The sequence below is a fragment of the Opitutus sp. ER46 genome (genome assembly GCF_003054705.1).
GTDB lineage: Bacteria > Verrucomicrobiota > Verrucomicrobiia > Opitutales > Opitutaceae > ER46.
In genome coordinates this window covers 162036-176113 of the sequence record NZ_QAYX01000022.1, presented here as the reverse complement: position 1 = coordinate 176113, position 14078 = coordinate 162036, and the positions used below count along the sequence as shown (strand labels likewise).

At 65.7% G+C, this 14078-nt stretch carries 12 protein-coding genes; 1 reads left to right on the top strand and 11 read right to left on the bottom strand.

Translation table 11 applies throughout. The features are described 5' to 3' along the window. Nucleotides 1-91: 91 nt before the first annotated feature. The 8 genes from DB354_RS11200 to DB354_RS11165 form a co-directional block, all read right to left on the bottom strand. Nucleotides 92-2932: an immunoglobulin domain-containing protein gene (locus DB354_RS11200; protein ID WP_107835717.1), complete on the bottom strand. Its 2841-nt coding sequence runs from the start codon at nt 2930-2932 to the stop codon at nt 92-94. Nucleotides 2933-3092: 160 nt separating this feature from the next. Then, a complete protein-coding gene (locus DB354_RS11195) occupies nt 3093-5297 on the bottom strand; it encodes a SulP family inorganic anion transporter (RefSeq protein WP_158277490.1) in 2205 nt (734 codons plus the stop codon). Nucleotides 5298-5507: 210 nt separating this feature from the next. Then, on the bottom strand, nt 5508-6956 hold the full coding sequence (locus DB354_RS11190; protein ID WP_107835715.1) for an adenylate kinase: 1449 nt from the start codon (nt 6954-6956) through the stop codon (nt 5508-5510). Nucleotides 6957-6990: 34 nt separating this feature from the next. Next, entirely contained in the window at nt 6991-7395 is a 405-nt protein-coding gene (locus DB354_RS11185; RefSeq protein WP_146180196.1) for a hypothetical protein, read from the bottom strand. A gap of 121 nt (nt 7396-7516) precedes the next feature. Beyond that, nucleotides 7517-7762 (bottom strand): 50S ribosomal protein L27, encoded by a 246-nt coding sequence (gene rpmA, locus DB354_RS11180; RefSeq protein ID WP_107835713.1) that lies wholly within the window; start codon nt 7760-7762, stop codon nt 7517-7519. Nucleotides 7763-7777: 15 nt separating this feature from the next. After that, entirely contained in the window at nt 7778-8092 is a 315-nt protein-coding gene (gene rplU / locus DB354_RS11175; RefSeq protein WP_107835712.1) for a 50S ribosomal protein L21, read from the bottom strand. A 46-nt stretch (nt 8093-8138) separates the two neighbouring features. After that, complete coding sequence (locus DB354_RS11170) at nt 8139-9032, bottom strand: PfkB family carbohydrate kinase (RefSeq protein ID WP_107835711.1); 894 nt, start codon at nt 9030-9032, stop codon at nt 8139-8141. Continuing rightward, nucleotides 9029-10438 carry an MFS transporter gene (locus DB354_RS11165; RefSeq protein ID WP_233256614.1) on the bottom strand — a complete coding sequence of 470 codons (1410 nt, stop codon included), beginning with the start codon at nt 10436-10438 and terminating at the stop codon, nt 9029-9031. Before DB354_RS11165 ends, DB354_RS11170 begins: the two co-directional genes overlap by 4 nt. Nucleotides 10439-10465: 27 nt before the next feature. On the opposite strand from DB354_RS11165, the gene DB354_RS11160 reads away from it, so the two are divergent. Then, a complete protein-coding gene (locus DB354_RS11160; protein WP_107835710.1) occupies nt 10466-11041 on the top strand; it encodes a DNA-3-methyladenine glycosylase in 576 nt (191 codons plus the stop codon). A 459-nt stretch (nt 11042-11500) separates the two neighbouring features. Here DB354_RS11160 and DB354_RS11155 read toward each other — a convergent pair whose 3' ends face one another. Genes DB354_RS11155 through DB354_RS11145 form a run of 3 tightly spaced genes read right to left on the bottom strand, consistent with a single transcriptional unit; the run spans nt 11501 to nt 14058 of the window. Next, the gene (locus tag DB354_RS11155; protein WP_107835709.1) at nt 11501-12475 is read right to left on the bottom strand and encodes a glycosyltransferase family 9 protein; all 975 of its coding nucleotides are present in this window, start codon (nt 12473-12475) and stop codon (nt 11501-11503) included. A gap of 30 nt (nt 12476-12505) precedes the next feature. Then, nucleotides 12506-13390 (bottom strand): DUF3108 domain-containing protein, encoded by an 885-nt coding sequence (locus tag DB354_RS11150; protein WP_107835708.1) that lies wholly within the window; start codon nt 13388-13390, stop codon nt 12506-12508. Next, nucleotides 13387-14058 carry a metallophosphoesterase gene (locus DB354_RS11145; RefSeq protein ID WP_107835707.1) on the bottom strand — a complete coding sequence of 224 codons (672 nt, stop codon included), beginning with the start codon at nt 14056-14058 and terminating at the stop codon, nt 13387-13389. Before DB354_RS11145 ends, DB354_RS11150 begins: the two co-directional genes overlap by 4 nt. Nucleotides 14059-14078 lie beyond the last annotated feature (20 nt).

Genomic DNA, 14078 nt, shown 5'->3' with positions numbered 1-14078 from the left:
CCCGGACCCGCAGCCTGCGAAAGAACCCGGACACAACAAGGGCGCGCTCGAACCCGAGCGCGCCCTTGGTATTCAGAAGTGGCAGACCCGATTACGGCTCGATCTCGTAAAGCTCAATGAGCCCGAGGCCGGTCGCGGTGCCCGAGACCGGGGACACGGTGGCGGTGTAACCGCCGGGAGGCAGCGTCAGGATGATCGCCGCGTCCTTGGAGCCGGTGTCCAGGCCAAAGGCATACGTGGCGGTGAGGGCCGCGGTCATCTCCGCGCTGGCGGTCCAGTTGTCGTTCCGGGCGATCTCGGCCTGATCACTCGTCCGGTACACGATCAACATCGGATCGACGATGGTGCCCTGGAGGCTGAATGGCGGCTCAGCCAACCGGGGGCCGACCGCGCGGATCAGCACTTTCACGGTCTTGCTGGCTGGTCCGCCGATCGTAAAGCCAAGGGTCGTCTGACCGCCGATGCTCTTGCGCACGGAAACGTTCACCAGCTTGGTCTTGCCGGCGACGTAGCTGCTGTCGGGCGTCGTCTCGTAGAGTTCGGCCAAGACCATGCCCGTGTTGCCCGCCGCACCCGAGACCCGAAGTGAGTGCCCCGTCGCGGGAGAGACGACTGGCTGATAGATGGCAGCGTCCTTGGAGTTGGTCGCGATCAGCGGGAAGGCCCAGACGCTGGCGCCGACGTCGACGATCGTGGAGGAACCGCCCCAGTTGTCGTTCTGCGCCACCTTGTCTCCGCCGTCATAGGCCTCGGCGTAGGGATCGGGCAGCGGATTCGAAACGCCGAGACGCGGATCACTGAGGGTCGGTCCGAGCGCGCGCATGAGGATCGGCGAGTTGCCGGAGGTGTTCTTCCCGCCGACATAGTAGCCGAAATAGAAGTCCTCGCCGGCGGCGATGGACGTGAGAACCGACATATTGACGATGCGGGCGGGCGGGATCGTCGCGGTGGTGACCGTCAGTGTGGCCGCATTGCTGGTCATGGAGCCGGCGGAGTTCGAAACCGCCACCCGATAGGCGCCGGCATCGGCGGCCGCCGCCTGGCTGATCGTCAGCGTGGCGGTGGCGGAGCCAGACACGGTGGCGCTGTCGCTGAGGGCGACGCCGTCCTTGCTCCAGCGGTAGACCGGAGTGGGCGTGCCGGTGGCGGTGACCCGGAAGGTCGCCGTCCCGCCGGTGGCCACCGAAACGGATTCGGGCTGGGCGGTGATTTGCGGGGCGACAGCCGTCACGCCGGTGACCGTGAGCGTCACACTCGTGGTCGTTACGGATTCAGTCCCGTTGGAAATGATGACGGCGTAGGCCCCGGCGCTGTCCAGCGTGGCGGAGCTGACGGTGTAGGAGGCGCCAGTGGCACCGACGATCGGCGTGCCATTGAGGGTCCACTGATACGTCATCGGCGAGGCGGACGCAGCTTCGACGGCGAACGTGACGCCCTGGCCGGCGGCAACGGTGCGGCCAATCGGAACGCTGACGAGCGTGATGCCCGGGACCGTCACGTGCGACTCGAAGACCTGCACGTTGGTGGGCGAGGAGGTGTACGTGACGAGATTGCTCGTGACCGTGACGGAATAGTTGGCCATGTCGGCCTGAGTCGCGGAGCCGATCGTGTAAGAGGCATTGGTAGCGCCGGCGATCGCGGTCGTATCACGATACCACTGGTACGTTGGCGAGGGTGAACCAGTGGCAGTAATCTTCAGCGTGACATTGGTGCCGGAACGCACCTGCACGAGGGCCGGCGGAACCGCAGTGACTTCAAGCGAACCCGCGGAGCTGTCGACGACGCCCTTGCGGATCGTGTGATTGCCGGTGTCAGCGATGTAGACCACCGAGCCGGCCGCATCGACGGCGATACCGGAAGGCTCCAGGAAGAGCGCGTTGGTGCCGGTGCCGTCAGTTGTACCGGAGGTTCCCTTCGTCCCGGCGATCGTGCTCACGGTGCCATCGGAGGTGATCTTGCGAATCGCGTGATTGTTCTTGTCTGCGACGTAGAGGTTGCCCGAACCGTCGACCGCAATCCCCGTCGGGGCATTGAAGCGGGCCGCAGTGCCGACACCGTCGGCGGTGCCGCTCACGCCACCGGAGCCGGCGATCGTCGTGACCACACCAGCTGCGGTGATCTTGCGGATCGTGTGGTTGCCGGTGTCGGTGACGTAGAGGTTGCCCGCAGAATCGATGGCAATGCCTCGGGGGCCGTTGAAACGTGCGTCGGTGCCGGTGCCGTCGACCTTGCCGAAACTGGAGGCAGAGCCGGCAAAGGTGGTGACCACGCCCGCGGGAGTGACCTTTCGAATCGTGTTCTTGGCGCTGTCGGCCACGTAAACATTGCCCGAGGCGTCCGCGGCGGCGCCAGTCGGCACGTAGAACCGGGCGGCGGCGCCGGTACCATCATCGGTGCCCATGTTGCCCGCGCTGCCCGCGGGTGTGGTCACCACGGCTCCGGCTGTGATCTTGCGGAGCGTGCTGTTGAGGGTGTCGGCGAGATAAAGAGAACCGGCGCTGTCGATCCCGAGCGTGATCGGACGGCCGGAGATCTCCGGGCTGCCCATGTAGAACCGGGCGGCCGTGCCGGTGCCGTCAGCGGAGCCGATGTTGATGGGAAGATTGTTGAGCGGATCAACGGGCGTGCTGGCGAATACGGTCACCGCGCCGCCGGGCGTGATCTTGCGGACGATGTTATTGGAGGCGTCGGCAACGTAGAGATTGCCCGCCGAGTCCAACGCCAACGCCGCGGGATGGTAGAACCGGGCCGCAGTGCCGACCCCGCTGGTTGACTCAGGTTGGCCGGCGGCGCCGGCAAAAGTCGTAATCGTGAGCGGCGCGCTCACGCTTTGCGCCGAAGGCGCCGCGACGGAAAGGAGCGCGGTGGCGCAAAACGCGGCCAGCGCGGTCGTTTTCCGGAACACGAGTGGTAGGGGCTGTTTGAGCATCATATTGGAAAGGACATTCGAGCTTACACGGGACACTATCGAGGACTTCAACGATTCTCTTGAGGGCGGAACACGAAACTCAAGCGACGGCTTTTGTTCCGAGTATATACATCTCACTGTTTTTTGACGGGGGAAATCGTGCGCATTGCGGTCGGCCGATCCCTCACGTCTCGTAAAATGCACGAAGCTCGGAGTCGGCGTGCCGCAGCCGCACGGCGAGCGTGTAGGCGAGTTGCTCGAATACCTGCTCGCCCACGGTCGGGTGAGCCCGCACGACCGCGTCGAAGCGCGCGCGGGTGACCAGGTAGACGTCGGCCTCGGTGGTGGCCACGGCGTTGGCCGACCGGGTGCCATGGACCAGGAAGGCCATCTCACCGAAGAACGTGCCGCGCCCGAAAGTCGCGAGGGTGTGATAGCCACTGCCCTTGAGTGGCAACATCACGCGCACGATGCCACGCCGGACCAGGTACAAGGCGTCCGACGAATCACCGGCCTGGAACACCACTTCGCCGGCGCCCAGGTGGCGCTCGGTGACGCTCGCCGCCAACGCAGACAGCGCGGCGATGTCCGTCACCCCGCGAAACAGTTCAAACTCGCGTAGCGCGAGCGGTGCCGCGGTGTCTATCCGCTCGGGAAGATGCTCCGCCAGGATGCGGTCCTCGGCCCACTGCAAAGCGTCGTCGAGCGTGGCAAACGTGCGCGGCCCCGGCCCGTCTTCCGCGGAGGGGGTGGTGCTCAGGTAATCGCGCAACTCGGGCCGGGCCGGCACGCGACTGAAGAGGAGACTCCCGCCATGCTGGCGCAGGAGCGCGTCGAACTGCGCAAACAGATGTCGCGCCGTGTAGTCGAGCGACTGCACCCGCCGCAGGTCGAGGATCAGGAAGCGACTCGTCTTCAGGTCGGTCTCGAGCTCGCGATACAACTGATCCGTTGTGCCGAAAAACAGGCTGCCCTGCAGTTCGCAGATCGTGGTCTCGGTGCCGAACCGATCGAGGATCGCCTGTTCGGTTGGCAGTCGATGCTGCTTCGAGGAGGTCTGCCCGCCATGCGTCTTCCGCCGCAGCACGCTCCCGCGAATCTGATCGCGGATGAAAAGCAGCATGGCGAGCGCCACGCCGGCGCCGGCTGCAGCCATCAGGTTCGTGGTCACGGCCACGGCGATCACCGTCGCGACTACCAGGAAATCAAGCACGGTGGAACGCTGGCGCACGAGTCGCAGGCTCTGCACGTCAACCATCCGGCAGGCGACCACGATCAGGATCCCGGCGAGGCTCGCCAGCGGCACCCATGCGATCCAGCGGCCGAACACGAGCACGGCGAGCAGGACAAACGCCCCCTCCAGCGCACCCGAGGCGCGCGTGCGGCCGCCGCTTTCAATGTTGACCAGCGTGGCGCCCATCGTGCCCGAGCCCGGCATCCCGCCGAGCAGCGCAGCCATGCAGTTCCCCGCACCCTGGCCCAGGAGCGTGCGATTGGAGCCGTGCCGGCCGAAGGTGAGCGCATCGACGATCACGCAGGTCTTCAGCGAATCCACCGACAGCAGGATCGAGAGCGCCACCGCGGGGGCGAGGAGGGAGGCAATGTCGTCCCATCCGACCTGCCGCAAGGCGCGCAACATGGCCTCCGCTCCCTGTGCGCCCACGATGTCACCGGGCGCCACGTCACCCAGCACGAGCGGATTGCCGACCGTCCGGAGCAAGGCGGCATGGCCAAGCGCGAGGACGAAGTACGTGGCGACGCCACACGCGAGTCCGAGTATCGCCGCGGGAATCCGGCGAATGACCCGGGGCAGGAATACCATTCCAAGGATGGTCGTCGTGCCCACCGTGATGGCGGACCACTGCCAGGCCGCCGGAGAGAAGAGCACCTGCCACCCCGACGATTTGGCCCCCACGCCGAGAAACCTCGGGAGCTGCTGCAGCAGGATCATGACCGCGACCGCGCTCAGGTAACCGGCGACTACCGGATAGGGGATGAATTTGATCAGCCTGCCGCCGCCCAGCGCGCCGTACAATGCCTGCAAGGCACCGGCGATCAGGACCATGATCCCGAGCAGCATCAGGACCCGCTCCGGCACCTGGCTGGATTGCGCGGCCGATAGCGTGGCCGCGACCGAAGCGAGGATCGCCGCCGCAGGTGCGCTCGGCGCAGAGATGAGCCGTGGAGCGCCACCGATCGCGGCCGTCACGAACCCCAGCACGATGGCGCCAATCAGGCCGGCACGAACTCCGTAGCCGACGTACTCCGCCCCGAGCCCACCATACACCGCCACGCCGTAGCCGATCGCCGCCGGCAGGGCGACAAGCGTGGCGGCAAATCCGCCCCACACTTCATTGATCAACGGATATTGAGGCTTCGCTTCGGGCATGGCTGGAGGAGAGGGCATCGCCGGCGAGTGTGGGCCCGCAGGCAGACCGCAGCACGTGTATCCGCCCTTACCGTCGGGAGAAAGCGAAGAATGCAGTCACGCCGGCAGCGGTGACGACGGGTGCCGGAAGGTGCAGTGTCCAACCCCGGAGGGGGCCGGTCGCTGCTGGCGCGCGCAGTCCGATGAACCGGCCGCGCGCGGGTTTGCCCATCAAGGCACCGCACCAGCGATGGCGAACGCTCCGCGCGGGGAGAGATCTCTCAGCGCCACGAGCAGCTGCCGGGTAATCTCATCGACCGGTTGCTCGCCATCGATTTCACGGAGCAACCCAAGCCCACGATAGTATGCGATGAGCGGCTCGGTCTGGTGATGGTACGTGACCAGGCGGGCACCTACGGTCGCCGGATTGTCATCGGAACGCTGGTACAGCTCGCCGCCGCACGCGTCGCACACTCCGGCCTGATGTGGCGGCTTGAACGTGGCGTGATAGGGCGCCTGGCAGCTGCGGCAGATCAGCCGGCCTGAAATCCGGTCGACGAGCGTCTGGTCCGAAACATTGATCAACACCACCGCGGTGAGCCGGCGTTTGAGCCGCGTCAGCATCTCCGTCAAGGCCTGCGCCTGTGGGCGCGTCCGGGGAAAACCGTCGAGGATAAACCCTTCGCGCGCGTCGGGCCGCCCCAGGCGCTCGGCGACCATCGCCTCAGTGACGTCATCAGGGACGAGATCCCCACGGTCCATATACGTTTTGGCCAGTCGCCCCAGCTCCGTCGCCTGCCGGAGATTCTCACGGAAGAGGTCGCCCGTGGCGATGTGGGGCAGGGCCAGCTTCGTGCTGAGCCGCACCGCCTGCGTGCCCTTGCCGGAGCCGGGACCGCCCAGCAGCACGAGATCACGGGTGGCGCGCGCAACGTGGGCCGCCATGGGCGAGGTGAGGGGCGGACGCGCGATTTCCGCGCGGTCGCGGGCCGTGGCAAAACCGTAGGCACGATTGCGCAGGCCTTCACACGCGCGGATCAGCCGGTCCTCGACTGCGTTGAGTGAGCCCTCGCCGGAGACGATGATGAGCCGGCCAGCCGCGGTAAAGTGGTCGAGCACCGGGTCGGTTGCGCGATGGAACACCCGGAGCCGCGCGGTCACACGCTCGGCCGTGTCGTCGGCTCGGTGGTAGAGCTCGGCACCGCATTCGTCGCAGCGTCCCGCCAGCCGTGGGGGATTGGCCGTCAGGTGGTACGGTTGCTGACAACGATGGCAGATTCGGCGGCCCTCCAGGCGTCGCAACACCTCAGGGTCGGGAACGTCGAGGTAAATGACGGCGTCGAGTGTGCGTCCCAGCCGTTGCAGCATCGCCTCGAAGTAGCGCGCCTGCGCGTTCGTCCGGGGGAAACCGTCAAAGAGCAGGCCCCTTTCCTTCGGCACGCGTTGGCACCATTCCTCGACCATCGCGTCCACGACTTCATCCGGTACGAGTTCCTCGACGTCCATGTACTTCTTCGCCAGGCGGCCAAGAGGGGTGCCGGATTCGAGGTTGTCGCGAAACAGGTCGCCGGTGGCGACGTGATTGAGGTGAAAGCGAGCCGAGAGGCTGGCGGCATGCGTGCCCTTTCCGGCGCCCGTGGGACCGAGCAGGGCAATGTTCAGCGGAGTGGGCCGTGACATTGTGGGGTAACTAACCGGGGTTGAGCGGATCGGCTCAGTGTCGGAATGCGAGGTAGAGCAGGCCGATCACCAAGCCGAGTAAGACGAATCCAAGCGTGAAATAGAGGAGGCAACCACTGCGGACGTCCCGGGCCACGTCGCCACTCGGCCGTCGGTATTGCTCGATGATGGCCTCGGCCTCGACGGCAGCCTCGGGCGGTAACTCGCGCGGGTCAGCCGAGCCGGCAGGTGAATGGGACGTCGTCGGCGCGCGGGATGCCGCGTCAGGCATCTTGACTGCGCCCGAACCGATCGACTCGTTGGCGGCCACCGAACTCAGCGTGGAAGCCGAGCCGCCAGACTCCTCCGCCGCAGCGATCTGCTGGTCCAGCCAGGCAAGATGCTCGTGTACCAGCGCACGCTGGCGGCGAAGTTCGGCGAGGGAATCGAAGTCAGACATGCCCGGAGGTCGTTCGGGTTCCTGGTCCACGCGTCAGCCGACGAAGCCTGACCGGCTGGCGAATCGACAAAAAAACGCAGCCCGGTTTGGGCTGCGTTGGAAAGCTAAATATGTGCGACGCTCAGTTCGTGACGACCGACACCGTGCGGTGGGTCTTGTCGAACGCGAGGGTGCCGTCCTTGAGGGCGAAGAGCGTCCAGTCGCGACCCGTGCCGACGTTCTTGCCCGCGTGCAGCTTGGAGCCGCGCTGACGGACGATGATGTTGCCAGCAATGACCTTCTGGCCGCCGTACAACTTCACGCCCAGCCGCTTCGAGTGGCTCTCGCGACCGTTGGTGGATGTTCCCTGACCTTTCTTGTGCGCCATGGCGTGGTGATCTCCTTAAGCGTTGATAGACTTGATCTTGATGACAGACAGCTCCTGGCGATGGCCGCGTTTGCGCTCCATGCCCTTGCGCTTCTTCTTTTTGAACACGACGACCTTATCGCCGCGCTTGTTCTCGAGCACGGTGGCCGAGACGGTGGCTCCGGACAGAGTCGGCTTACCAACCTTGAAGCTCTCGCCTTCGCCGGCCGCCAGCACGTCCTTAATCTCGACGGTCGAGCCCTTTTCGGTGCCAGGGTAGCGGTTAACGGTCAAAATGTCGCCCTCAGACACAGTGAACTGCTGGCCTTGGGTCCGGATGGTCGCTTTCATAAATAAAACCGCGGAATAAGCGGTTTCGCAGAAGTGAAAGCAAGGATTATTTCTGAATTCCGCTCAACGGTATCGGAAATTCAGCCACTCCCGGATGCGCCGCATTAGCCGCTGCGAAAGGTAGGGCGAAAGAAACAGCGTCGCGCAATGCTTTTTCTTGCCGAAATACGGCATCGAGGAGGCACGCCAGCATCACGTCGCCCGAGCCCGTCGGCGAAACCTCGTGAATTGCCGGGGGAGAGACGCGGATCTCCTGCCCCAATCCCTCCCTGAGGCGGACGGGGTTGGGTCCGTCGGTGATGACGTAGCGAAGCGCGGCGACGGAAATCTCGGCAGAATCTTCGATTCCGATCGTGCGCAACTCGGCGGCGTTGACCTTGAGGAGCTCGACCGGCTGCTGCGCGACCCAGGCAAGGGGCGGGCCATAGGTGTCCGCCACGAGGATGCCGCGGGACAACCACCGCGCGAGGGCGTCGCGCAATGGCTCGTAACGCGCGTCGTTCCAACCGGGGAAGCTACCACATAGGGCGAGGACGCGTCCGCCGGGCTGTGCGTCGAGGAAATCGGCGCAGGCCCGCAGCGCGGCGGCGTCAGGTGAGGCGTCAGGTCCGAGGAAGGTTGTCTCAGGCTGTCCGGGTGCCCGAATCACCGTGCCGCGGCGCGTGGGCGCGGTGGTGGAAAATAGTTGCGCGGTGAACCCGTGGTCGCGGAGCCAGGCCTCGCATTGCGCGCCGGAGCTGCCGCCGGCGAAGCCGAGCGCGAGAGCCGGGACGCCAAGCCGGCCCAGCATCTTCGCGACGTTGATCCCCTTGCCGCCCACCTGAAACGTCTCGCGGTCCGCGCGTTGGGTGGCGCCAGGCGACCAGCGCGAATACTCGAGCGTGCTCTCAGCAAGGAGGTTGCCCGTGAGCGTGAAAAATGGAGTGGGCGCCGACGTCATCGTTTGGGCGGACGATAGAAGACGTAGTTGACCAGAAAATCGAGGCCGAGGACGCCGCTGAGGGTACGGATGTTCCGCATCGCGCCGAACACCATCGTGAGCGGACTCGCCTGCGGTTCATGCACCCGCAGAAGCAGCAGACACCCGGCAGTTGCGAGCACCGGCTGCAGGAGAAAGCAAGCGTGATAGACAGCCACGGCATCGGTCCAGCGCGTGAGTGCCCAGCTCAGCACGCCACCGCCGATCACCGGCGCGATGGCCGCCGCGAGCGAGGTGACTGCCAAGTTAAGGCCGATGGCGAGACTCTTGGCCTCGAGTGGAATCAGCCGTAGGAGAATCGTGAACTGTCCCAGGACAAAGCCGGCGCTGGCGATCGCGCCCATGCTCGTCATGCCGCCGAGTGCCCAGATCAGGTAGAGCAGGGTGTTGCTGCTCGGCGTCAGCGTGCACCAAAGCACGTTCACGCCCTGCCATACGAGCAGCGATACGGCCATGACAGGGCGGTTGCCGTACCGGTCGAGCAGCCGCCCCCAGGCCGGCAACGACAACGCACCGCCGAGTGCTGAGACCGTCGAGAGCACGCCGACGTCCCAGGCCGAGAACCCCAACTGTTCGAACATGAAGACTTGGTAGAACGGCCCGAAGCAGTTCGCGGCGAAGGACCACGTGGCGCCGAATGCGATGAACCAGAGCAGCGAGTGAGAGCGCCTGAGCACGGCTAGTTGGGCGTGGAACGACAGGGTGGGCACTTCGACATGGCGATGGGGCTGGGTTGGGCTCACCCATTGCCAATAGAGCGAGGCCACGCGCAACAGTCCGGAGCCGACGATGACCGCCTGGAAGGCACGCACCGAGTATTCCCAATGCGCGAGCACCCAGCCGGTGATCAGCAGGAATGAGAGAAGGGAAATCTGCAGCAGTCGGTTGCGGTGGCCGAAATACTTGCCGCGAAGGCGAGACGGAACCCACTCTTGGATCCACGCGTTCCACGTCACACCGGCGAGCGCGGCGAAGATGCTCGCGACGAAGAACCAGCCGATGAACCACGCCGCGGCGACGTTGGGCTGGTCGCGGGGTACGACCTCCAAAAGCGCTGCGAGCAGAAACCAGCACAGCAGATTCAGGGATGCCGTAACGACGGTGAGTGTCTTCGGCGGACGCAGCCGGGAGAGGTAGGGAACAGCGAACACCTGGACGAAGTTAGCGGCGAACGGCATGGCGCAGAGCAGGCCGATCGCGGGCTTGGGGAGCACCCAGCCCTTGGTGACCAGCGCGGTGATGAAGACGTTTACCGGCAGTGACATCGTCACGATGGGCATCGCGGCGAGTCCGTCCTGGATGCAGAGCCGGAGGCTCTTCTCGAGATCCTCTTTGCGACCGGCGGCAGGCTGGGCGGTTGCGTTCAAGGTGGGTTTGGTTGGAATCACGCCGGCATGTCCGAACGCCTAACCGCGCCGCAGCTTCAGCATAAACGCGTCATTTCCCTGGCCCGCTGGGTTCTTGGAAAATACTTGGTGCGACGCTTGCCCGACGGACGCCGGGACGCGCGCATGATCATCGAAGTGGAGGCGTACAATGGCGAAGCGGACCAGGCGTGTCACGCCCGCGCCGGACGAACGCGCCGGACCGAGCCGCTCTACGCTGCCGGCGGCATCTGGTATGTGTACCTGTGCTATGGCATCCACGAGATGCTCAACCTCGTCGTCGGTCCGAAAGACTGGCCGGCCGCGCTGCTGATCCGCGGGGTGGAAGGCGCGGTTGGACCAGGCCGCGTGACCAAGGCACTGGCGATCGACCGCACGCTCAATGCCCGTCCAGCGCTCGAGGAGACGACCGGGCTTTGGCTGGAGGACCGGGGTGTGGTCGTGCCGCGCCGATTGATCGCAGCGACGCCACGTATCGGCGTCGATTACGCGGGCCCCATCTGGTCGCAGAAGCACTGGCGCTTTCACGTTGATCCCAAGTTGCTGAAAGCCCGCATTTCGCAAACGGGGCACACCGCCTCCTGACCGGCGTGCCGGCGGCCGCGCCGGATCGAGACATCATGAACCGGACTGGCCATGGGCCCAGTAAGCCGCGACACCCCGTTCGAGATAACACGCCAAATCTGGCGGGTTATCGGCGATAACGCGCCAGATTTGGCGTGTTATCTCGGTCCGAGCTTCGCTCTCTACCTCCGACCTTCCGAACGCATCGGCGGCCGCCGTTTCAGGGGACAGACCCCAATTGGTCCGACCTCGACCGCGGCGCTGACGATTCAGGGGACAGACCCCGAAGACCGTCACGGGCACCCCGGTCGTTAGGGGACAGACCCTGATTGCGGTCCCTTGGTGCGCACACGGGCGGAGCCGCACGCGTTCAGGGTTTAGGGACAGACCCCCAGGGCGTTGGACCACCACCGTCTCTCGGGCGACAGACCCTGAGTTCGACGCTGCCGCAGGGATGGTCCCGCCTCAGGCGGATGCGCCTCATCCCGCTTGCGCAGCTGAAAATACCTCGGGAATCGTTATTTCGTTCACGTTGGGCCCATGTCGCAGGATCTTCACGTGGCCCGCCGGTGGGGCCCAAACTGCGGGGTCGGTGGGGCCAAAGAGCAGTACGCTCGGCGTACCAACGACTGCCGCAAGATGACTCACACCGGAGTCGTGGCCGAGAAACAGGCGGCACGAGCGGAGCTCTTCTGCCAATTGCTCAAGGGTAAGCCCCGCCGCCAGCCGCAGTGTCCCGGCTTCGATTCGACGCGCGACAAGGGCCGGTGGGCCGCCGGCTGGGAGCCATCGCGCCTCCTCGGCTGCTCCGAGTACCAGCACGATCGGTGCCTCGAGTTGGTTGATCACTTCGAGCCAACGGTCCGCCGGCCAGTTCTTTCGAGGTGACCCACTGCCCGGGTGAATGGCGATGGGAGCCGTGTGATCGGCGACTCCACGCCTCGCCCAAATCTCCTGGCTGGCCGGCGGCAGCGATGCGGCGCCCACGCGTGGTTCATTGGGTTCCGGCACGATACGATCGGCCGCCAGGCAGCAGAAACGAGGTGCAGAATCAATTCCGACACTCCTTAGCGCGCCTGCATAGTGCGCAGACGCCGGGGCACACTCCGGCATCGCGGCCCCCGGGACAAACTGCTGTCCTGGACGCAACGGGAACCTTCGCGCGAGCTCGCGATCCGGGTCGGGCCAGAAGTTGACGATCAGATCAAACTCCGCGAGCCACGCCCCGAAATCCGGTGGCGGTGGCTCGGCCGCATAGAGGCAGGCCCAGCGTGCTGCGTGCTGCGAGTGCACGGCGTCTAGGAGCCCGCGGGTGCGGGCGAGCTCGGCGGCGTCCGCATTGCCGGCGAGTTCCAGGCGCGCCTCCGGCCATCGCGCGCGCAGGGCCCAGAGCGCTGGAAGCGTTACCAGAAAATCGCCCAATGCCCCGCCGCGAAGAACGAGGATGCGACGCATGTTTCGAGTGACCGTCAGCCCCCCGACCGATCAGCGCCCCGGAGCCGTGCTGCTGGTGTTCGTCGGGCTGCCGGGCGAAGGGGACTGGGGGCCGGGCGTCATCGTCCCGGCCGCAGCCGGCGCCGCGATTTGCGGCCCTGCACCGCCTGCCACAGGCTCCGTCGGGGAGTTGTACGCCACGAGGTTGGCCGTGCCGGTGCCAATGTTGAACTCGACCTCGAACTTGATCGGCAAACGCTGCGCATCCTGGGCGATCCAAACCTGCACGGTGCTGCCCCGCTTGAACATGCCCTTGGGCGGTGTCTTCTCCATCCGCGGCTGCAGAACGAGGGTGTTGAACCTTCCGAGCCGGTTGCGCACCTCCTCATAGCGGAGCGCGTGAATGGTCAACTCGTAGAAATCGTCGTCGAAGAGCACCAGCACGTCGCGTTTGTCGCCCGGTTGCAGATTCCAGTCCCGCGTGCTGAGGAGCGCGCTGATGAGATCCGTGGGGGAACCTGGGGGCATTTCCAGGATCCGCGGGCCACCTTCACCGCCCACCGGTACATAATTGGCCTGGCGGTTGGTGTAGTTGAAGGTGACGAGGTGCTCCTGCACCTTGCCGCGGGTCTTGCTCCGCTCATGCAGGGAGAGCAGATCGCCAGTGCGCGCGTCGTAGACCGACTCGGCCGTGGCATCGAAGGGCAGGAGCATCCGCGCCAGGCGGCGGGTCGTCGTGCTCGAGATGATCTTGATCTGGTCCGGCCCGTTGGCGGCGGCGTTGATCTCAATCTCGCCGGCGCCGGGAACGATCGCCCAGGATACGGAGAACCGCAGCATCTCTCCCGCCCGCAGTGGAGGACCGGGATTGGCGACCAGCGGCAGAACGCCACTGGCCAGACCAAGGCAAAACGCGATGACGGGCCTGAGTTTCATGGGACGGTACAGACCCGCTCCGAAACGGAAGGGGTGAAGATTCGATGAGGCGCGATCGCCCAAAGGGTGCTGTCGGGGCACTGGCGCGGCGTCCAGTTGGCGCCCGCAGCCCAAGGGGAGAACGCAGGAAGCACAATGCGGCTGGGCTCAGCCACCAGGGCAGGGAGTTTCAACCGCCCGCCGGCACCGTCCCGCCACACGACGGCGGGATGGTGGTGACCGACGACCTCAACGTATCCGGCGGGCACAACCTCCGGTCTGTCGCCGTGATGAAAGAAGCACCCGGCGCGCTGGACGTTCGCTGTGCCTGCGCCACGCCAGCAGCGGTCGTGGTTGCCGATGACAACGGTGATTGGGACGACGGCCGCAGAAAGAAATCGTTCGGCGCGGGCGGCGCCCTCGGCGGCATGCACGACATCGCCGAGCCAAATCATCTCGGCGGGCGCGTAGTCGTCGATCAGGGTATGCAGCCGTTTCTCGATGTCGTCATCACCCCAAGCTGGGAGGAGGTTGCCGCGTACGCGATGCGATGCGGCATACCCCCAGTGCAGGTCGGCGACGACCAACAGGCGCGCGGTCTCCAGCCAGAGCGCCAGCCGCGAATCGATCCACACCCCGGGCCGAATCTCGGCGCGGGCGGGAGGCGAAGGCGGCGTGGATGGAAGCATGACAGGAACGCGGAGAAATA

Bases quoted from the DNA above. Each gene is read 5' to 3' on its own strand.
- DB354_RS11200 (WP_107835717.1), bottom strand. From the start codon at position 2,932: ATGATGCTCAAACAGCCCCTACCACTCGTGTTCCGGAAAACGACCGCG.
- DB354_RS11195 (WP_158277490.1), bottom strand. From the start codon at position 5,297: ATGCCCGAAGCGAAGCCTCAATATCCGTTGATCAATGAAGTGTGGGGC.
- DB354_RS11190 (WP_107835715.1), bottom strand. From the start codon at position 6,956: ATGTCACGGCCCACTCCGCTGAACATTGCCCTGCTCGGTCCCACGGGC.
- DB354_RS11185 (WP_146180196.1), bottom strand. From the start codon at position 7,395: ATGTCTGACTTCGATTCCCTCGCCGAACTTCGCCGCCAGCGTGCGCTG.
- rpmA (WP_107835713.1), bottom strand. From the start codon at position 7,762: ATGGCGCACAAGAAAGGTCAGGGAACATCCACCAACGGTCGCGAGAGC.
- rplU (WP_107835712.1), bottom strand. From the start codon at position 8,092: ATGAAAGCGACCATCCGGACCCAAGGCCAGCAGTTCACTGTGTCTGAG.
- DB354_RS11170 (WP_107835711.1), bottom strand. From the start codon at position 9,032: ATGACGTCGGCGCCCACTCCATTTTTCACGCTCACGGGCAACCTCCTT.
- DB354_RS11160 (WP_107835710.1), top strand. From the start codon at position 10,466: ATGTCCGAACGCCTAACCGCGCCGCAGCTTCAGCATAAACGCGTCATT.
- DB354_RS11155 (WP_107835709.1), bottom strand. From the start codon at position 12,475: ATGCGTCGCATCCTCGTTCTTCGCGGCGGGGCATTGGGCGATTTTCTG.
- DB354_RS11150 (WP_107835708.1), bottom strand. From the start codon at position 13,390: ATGAAACTCAGGCCCGTCATCGCGTTTTGCCTTGGTCTGGCCAGTGGC.
- DB354_RS11145 (WP_107835707.1), bottom strand. From the start codon at position 14,058: ATGCTTCCATCCACGCCGCCTTCGCCTCCCGCCCGCGCCGAGATTCGG.